General features: G+C 62.8%; 5 protein-coding genes and 1 pseudogene. 1 reads left to right on the top strand and 5 read right to left on the bottom strand.

Going from position 1 to position 6,527, the window contains the following annotated elements; translation table 11 throughout:
* Positions 1-129: 129 nt before the first annotated feature.
* The 5 genes and pseudogenes from CUC44_RS19860 to rnr form a co-directional block, all read right to left on the bottom strand.
* A pseudogene (locus tag CUC44_RS19860) lies at positions 130-883 on the bottom strand (EamA family transporter); the annotation flags it as partial.
* 207 nt (positions 884-1,090) lie between these two features.
* The gene (locus CUC44_RS19855) at positions 1,091-1,543 is read right to left on the bottom strand and encodes a GNAT family N-acetyltransferase (protein WP_100861591.1); all 453 of its coding nucleotides are present in this window, start codon (positions 1,541-1,543) and stop codon (positions 1,091-1,093) included.
* 56 nt (positions 1,544-1,599) lie between these two features.
* On the bottom strand, positions 1,600-2,166 hold the full coding sequence (locus CUC44_RS19850; RefSeq protein WP_100861590.1) for a Crp/Fnr family transcriptional regulator: 567 nt from the start codon (positions 2,164-2,166) through the stop codon (positions 1,600-1,602).
* A gap of 10 nt (positions 2,167-2,176) precedes the next feature.
* Positions 2,177-2,926 (bottom strand): 23S rRNA (guanosine(2251)-2'-O)-methyltransferase RlmB, encoded by a 750-nt coding sequence (rlmB, locus tag CUC44_RS19845; protein ID WP_100861589.1) that lies wholly within the window; start codon positions 2,924-2,926, stop codon positions 2,177-2,179.
* Positions 2,923-5,319 carry a ribonuclease R gene (gene rnr / locus CUC44_RS19840; RefSeq protein WP_100861588.1) on the bottom strand — a complete coding sequence of 799 codons (2,397 nt, stop codon included), beginning with the start codon at positions 5,317-5,319 and terminating at the stop codon, positions 2,923-2,925. The genes rlmB and rnr overlap by 4 nt, the downstream gene beginning before the upstream one ends.
* A gap of 133 nt (positions 5,320-5,452) precedes the next feature.
* On the opposite strand from rnr, the gene CUC44_RS19835 reads away from it, so the two are divergent.
* Complete coding sequence (locus CUC44_RS19835) at positions 5,453-6,475, top strand: GGDEF domain-containing protein (RefSeq protein WP_167388962.1); 1,023 nt, start codon at positions 5,453-5,455, stop codon at positions 6,473-6,475.
* Positions 6,476-6,527 lie beyond the last annotated feature (52 nt).

Genomic DNA, 6,527 nt, shown 5'->3' with positions numbered 1-6,527 from the left:
GGAGAGGCTGGGCCGGGTCAGCGTGCAGCTCAGTCCCTCTGAAGAAGGCTTCACCCTGCTCACCCGCGTCGCTCCTTAGACGAAACGCCGGGTTATATCATGACCCGGCGCTCTCCTATCACTCTCCCATCAGCTGAGCCTGATCAGCAGGATGCCGCACAGGATCACCAGGGCGGCTGCCAGCCTGACCCGCCCCAGCCTCTCCCCCAGCCAGAGCCAGGAGAGCAGCATGGCAAACAGCACGCTGCTCTCGCGCAGGGCCGCCACCAACCCGATGGGCGCCCGGGTCATGGCCCAGATGACGATACCGTAGGCAAGCAGCGAGAGCAGGCCGCCAAGCGCCCCCGTGTACCAGTCCGCCCGGCTCAGGCTGCGCAAGGAGGTGCGACTCTGCCAGCGCATCAGCAGCGGCATCAGCAGGGCCGTCAGGACGAACAGCCAGAGGGTGTAGCGTATGGGCTCACCGGCCGAGCGGGCCCCCATGCCGTCAGACAGGGTGTAGCCTGCGGTAAACAGGGCCGTGACCAGCACGGCGATGAGCGCCGCTGGCGCCAGCCTGATGCCACCGCGCCAGGCCATCAACAAGACACCGCTCACCAGCACCAGGGCCCCCAGCACGGCAGGCAGCCCAGGCCACTCCCCCAAGAGCAAGGCCCCCAGCAGCAGGGTCAGCAGCGGCGCACTGCCACGGGCCAGGGGGTAGATCTGGCCAAATTCCCCCAACCGATAGGCGCGACCGAGAAACATACAGTAGCCACAGTGCAGCAAGATGGAGAGCGCCAGCCAGGGATACTCGGCAGGTACCGGCAGCCCCACCAAAGGCAGGAAGGGCAGGGAAAACAGCCCGGAGCAGAGGGAGACCAGCAGCACGCTGACCCGGCCCNNACTGAGCAGCACGCTGACCCGGCCCGCGGCCTGGCGCTTGGCCAGCGCGTTCCAGAGTGCGTGTAGCAAGGCGGCCAGCAAGATAGCTGCGAAGATGGTGGGAGTCACGACAGGGTTCCAGTCAGTTCGGGACTGGCATCATACTCGTTTGTGGCGCACGAATGTGGGAGCCATCTCATGAAGGCTCCCTCGGCTTGCCATCGGCTCAGGGGGCTTTGCGCATCCCCATATGAGGGATGTCGTCTTCGATATAGCCCTCTCCTTCTGCCACGAAACCGTGTCGGCCATAGAAGCCTTGCAGGTGGGCCTGAGCCCCGAGCCAGATGGAATGCTCCGGCCAATGGGCCTCACAGCCTCTGACGGCTTCGGTCAGCAGGCGATGACCCAAACCATCCCCGCGAGAGCACGGCGAGGTCACCACCCGGCCGATGGCGCTACCCTGCTCATCGCCGATGCCGGGGGCCATGATGCGGGCGTAGGCGGCCAGATGCCCCCCCTCATAGCCGAGCAGGTGCAGCACACCGTCCCGGCGATCCAGCCCGTCCAGATCCTGGAAGGAGCAGGTCTGCTCCACCACGAACACCTCGGCACGCAGGGCAAGCAGCTCATACAATTCGTCCGTGGTGAGGTCACACCAGGGCTTGAGACTCCAATTCATCGACAACTCCTTAACGATCCGGCCCGCCAGCATAAACTGCCGGGCCTGCGTCGGCATTAACCTTGGTTAAGACCCTTGAGCCGCTTGCGAATGCGGCTCAGGCTGATGGGGCTGATGCCGAGGTAGGCGGCGATCTGGTGATCCGGCACCCTGGCATTCAGGGCGGGGAAGCTCTGCAGGAAGTGCTGGTAGCGAGTCTGCGGGCTCTCGGTCAGCAGCAGCAGCTCTTTTTCTTCCTTGATGCGCAGTTGTACCGCCAGCAGGTGATGATACCAGTCGGGCCAGCAGGGGAGCGTGCGCAGATCGGACAGGTTGAACAGCTGCAACCGGCAGGGCTCCAGCGCCTCCACGCTGTAGCGGGCGGGTTCACCCGAGAGCAGGTGGTGGAAGTCGATGAACTCGTCCCCCTCCCAGTAGAACTCCTTGATGTACTCACGCCCGTCCGCCAGCACCACCTTGGCCCGCAGCAGCCCCTGCGCCACCCTGATCAGCAGATCCGGGCTGTCACCGGCGTGCCAGAGACAGGCTTTGGGGGCGAGCGTCAGCGAGCGGGCAAAAGAGAGGAGGCGCTCGGCCTCCTGCTCATTCATGACCCTATCCAGACTGAACTGGGGTCTATCCATCACGACTGACTCAGCCGCGGCGCTGACGCACGGCTTCGAACAGGCAGACGCCGGTCGCCACCGAGACGTTGAGGCTGGAGACGGCCCCAGCCATGGGGATGCTCACCAGCTCGTCGCAATGCTCGCGAGTGAGGCGGCGCATGCCCTTGCCCTCGGCCCCCATCACCAGCGCCATGGGGCCGGTGAGTTTGGCCTGGAACACATCGTGATCCGCCTCGCCAGCGGTACCCACGATCCAGACACCGCGCTCCTGCAACTCGCGCAGACTGCGGGCCAGGTTGGTGACCTGGATGAGGGGCACCACTTCGGCGGCGCCACAGGCGACCTTGCGCACGACCGAGGTCAGGCCGGTGGCCTTGTCCCGCGGCACTATGACAGCATGCACGCCCGCCGCATCGGCGCTGCGCAAGCAGGCACCGAGGTTGTGCGGGTCTGTCACCCCGTCCAGCACCAGCAGGAAGGGCTCGGCCTTCTGTTCGGCCAGGCCGTCCAGCAGGCTGGCCAGGTCGTGCTCGGCCAGCTTGGGCGCCTCGATCACCTTGGCCATGATGCCCTGGTGATTGTTGCCTTCCGCTTTGTCGTCCAAGGTCTTGCGGTTCACGCTCTGCACCTTGAGGCCGAGGGATTCCAGCTCGTCCAGCAAGGGTTGCAGCCGGTCGTCATCGCGGCCCTTGAGGGCCCATACCTCAATGAAACGCTCCGGGGTGCGCTCCAGCAGCGCAGATACAGCGTGAATGCCGTAGATCAGTTCAGTACTCATTTAGTGCTCTTGGCCTTGTCACGAGCCTTCTTGCTCGGTCGTCTGTTGTTGGGCTTGGAATGGCCACCGCGGTCGGATTTGCCGCTGTCCTTGCCACCTTCTTTGCGTTTCTCGTGGCGCTGGGCGCTCTTGGCCTTCTCTTTCTTGATCTCGGCCTGCTTGCGCGCCATCTCTTTGGCGTTCTTGCCGGTGAGCTCAAGCGGCTCTTCCACCATCACGAAGTCGATCTTGCGATCGTCCAGGTTCACGCCCATCACCTTGACGCGCACCTTGTCACCCAGGCGGTAGCGACGACGGAAGTTCTCACCGATCAGTTGCTGGTGCAGGGGGTCGAACTGGTAGTAGTCGTTGGTGAGGGTGCTGACGTGCACCAGACCGTCGATGTGGATCTCGGCCAGACGCACGAAGAAACCGAAACCGGTGACGCTGGCGATGACGCCGTCGAACTCGTCACCCACGTGATCCAGCATGTACTCGCACTTGAGCCAGTCGGCCACGTCGCGGGTCGCATCGTCGGCACGGCGCTCCGTCATGGAGCAGTGCTCGCCCATGGGATCCACTTCTTCCAGCTGGTAGTGATAACCACCGCTTGGAGTCCATTTGTGACGCAAATTCCCCTGCTGTTCCTTGGCGGTTTGGTATTTAATCGCGCGGTGCAGGATGAGATCCGGGTAACGACGGATCGGTGAAGTGAAGTGGGCGTAAGACTTCAGGGCCAGACCGAAGTGACCGATGTTGTCGGCCTGATAGACCGCCTGACGCATGGAGCGCAGCAACATGGTGGAGAGCAGCTCGGCATCCGGACGCCCTTCAAACTTGGCGGCCAGCTCGGCGAAGTCTTTCGGCTCGGGCTCGAGGCCCCCCTTGAGCTCCAGACCCAGTTCGGCCAGGAAGTCACGGAAGCCAGTCAGGCGCTCTTCACCCGGACGATCGTGGGTGCGGAACAGGGCGGCGGCTTCGTTCTTCTCGATGTAGCGGGCAGCCGCCACGTTCGCCTGGATCATGCACTCTTCGATGATCTTGTGGGCGTCGTTGCGCACCAGCGGCACTATCTGGTCGATCTTGCGCTGGGCGTTGAAGATGAAGCGGGTCTCTTCGCTCTCGAACTCCACCGCACCACGCTGGTGACGGGCGTGCTTGAGCGCCTTGTAGAGGTTGTTGAGCTCTTCGATGTGACCGATCAGCGGCTCGTACTGCTGACGCAGCTTGGGCTCGCCATCCAGAATGCCTGCCACCTTGGTATAGGTCATGCGGGCGTGGGAGTTCATCACGGCTTCGTAGAACTTGTAACCGGACATGCGGCCGGCGGCGGAGATGGTCATCTCGCACACCATGCACAGGCGATCCACTTGCGGGTTCAGGGAGCACAGGCCGTTGGAGAGCACCTCCGGCAGCATGGGCACCACGAACTCGGGGAAGTAGACGGAGTTGCCGCGCTGATACGCCTCGGCATCCAGCGCAGTGCCGGGACGCACGTAGGCGGACACATCCGCGATGGCCACCCACAGGCGCCAGCCGCCGCCACGCTTGGCTTCACAGAAGACGGCGTCATCGAAGTCGCGGGCATCTTCACCGTCTATGGTGATAAGCGGCAGGGCGCGCAGGTCGATACGACCCTCTTTCGCCTTCTCCGGCACCTGTTCGCCGAGACCGGCGACCTCCTTGGTCACCTCTTCCGGCCAGGTATGGGGGATGCCGTGGGTGCGCAGGGCAATTTCGATCTCCATGCCCGGTGCCATGTTCTCACCCAGCACCTCCAGCACGGTACCGACCGCGTTGATGCGGGCGGTGGCACGTTGGGTGATGCGAACCACCACGACCTGGCTCTGGCGAGCGCCCTTGTTCTCCCCTTCGGGGATGATGATGTCCTGGCCGATACGGCTGTCATCCGGCACCACGAAACCGACGCCATTCTCGATGAAGTAGCGACCGACGATGTCCGCCTCGCGGGCCTTGAGCAGGCGCACCAGACGCGCTTCCTGGCGACCCTTGCGGTCGATCTCGGTCGGTTGCACCAGCACATAGTCGCCGTGCATCAGGCGCTGCATCTCACGGTTGTTCAGGAACAGATCCGATCCGCCGCCTTCCGGGCGCAGAAAACCGAAGCCATCTTTGTGGCCGAGCACATAGCCTTTCACCAGATTCAGACGATCCGGCAGGGCGTAACATTGGTTGCGAGTGAATACCAGCTGCCCATCACGCTCCATGGCGCGCAGACGACGGCGCAAGGCTTCCAACGGCTCTTCGTCGGTCAGCTTGAGGACCTTGGCCAGCTCTTCCCGGGACATGGGTTTTTCATGGCCCTTGATGAGCTCCAGCAGCATCTCGCGGCTGGCGATGGGGTTATCGTATTTTTCGGCCTCGCGTTGGAGGAAAGGATCTTTTTGAGACATAAGCAGGCCTTAGGGTAAGTAATCACGCAGACATTATATCGAAGGGGGGAGCTAATGGCATCCATCGACTGCCTTTTGGCCAATCTCTCTGTCATACTGGCCAAAGTTTGCAGGTATGTGAGACTCGGAACTCATGAGCAAGGACTCGTTCGCCCAATCTGCCGCCTATTTGAAACAGGCGGTTCCCCTGATGATCAAGTATCAGATCCCCACCACCCCGATCAATTATCACCTTTGGTACAACTATGTCTCAGGCGAGATGCCCGAGCTCAACAGTGCCGTCGATCAGGCGATCAAGTTGCAGGGCACCTGCTCGCTGACCACCTGCGAGCGTCTCTACCACCAGCACCTCGCCAGCCAGGACGAGCAGCAGGTGGAGACCATGAAGCTCAATCTGGCGGCCATGGCCAACGAGCTCAGCCACTCCATGCAGGATGCGATTTCCGACACCGGCCAATTCCAGGCCGTGCTCGACAAGAGCTTCGATCGCTTGAGCCGCATCGATGACGATGGGCTCAGCCTGGACGATACCATGGCCATACTGCGGGAGCTGGTGCGCGAGTCGCGGGACGTGCGCATGTCCACCCTGCATTTTCGCAATCAGCTCAGCAGCGCCGAGAAGGAGATCAAGGAGCTGAAGGAGGCACTGAACGAAACCCGCAAGCTGGCCACCGAAGATGCCCTCACCAACCTGCTCAACCGCCGCGCCTTCGATCTGGAGATGGACAGCCTGATCCGCAGCAAGCAGCCCTTCTCGCTGATCCTGGTGGACATAGATCGCTTCAAGAACTTCAACGACGAGTACGGCCATCTGCTGGGGGATCAGGTGCTGCGCATCTTCGGCAAGCGGCTGCGGGAAGCGAGCAAGGAGGGGATAACCGCCTACCGCCTCGGCGGTGAGGAGTTTGCCCTGCTGGCGCCCCGCCGCTCCCTGTCACTAACCCGCCAGATGGCGGAGAGCCTGCGCCGGGCCATCGAGAAGATGTCGATCCTGGATCGCAAGTCCGGTCGCCGCATCGATCACATCACGGCCTCGTTCGGCGTGGGGGAGCACAGCGGCCAGGAGACAGGGGATGCCCTGGTCGAGCGCACCGACAAACTGCTCTACAAGGCCAAGGAGCTGGGCCGCAACCGGGTCATGCCGCTGCCCTCCTGAATCCGTGCAGGGCAACCTCGAATACAAGAAGGCCGGTCAGTGACCGGCCTTC

The sequence above is a fragment of the Aeromonas lusitana genome (assembly GCF_002812985.1).
In the GTDB taxonomy this organism is placed as follows: Bacteria; Pseudomonadota; Gammaproteobacteria; order Enterobacterales; family Aeromonadaceae; genus Aeromonas; species Aeromonas lusitana.
This window is presented reverse-complemented; position numbering and strand designations above follow the sequence as displayed.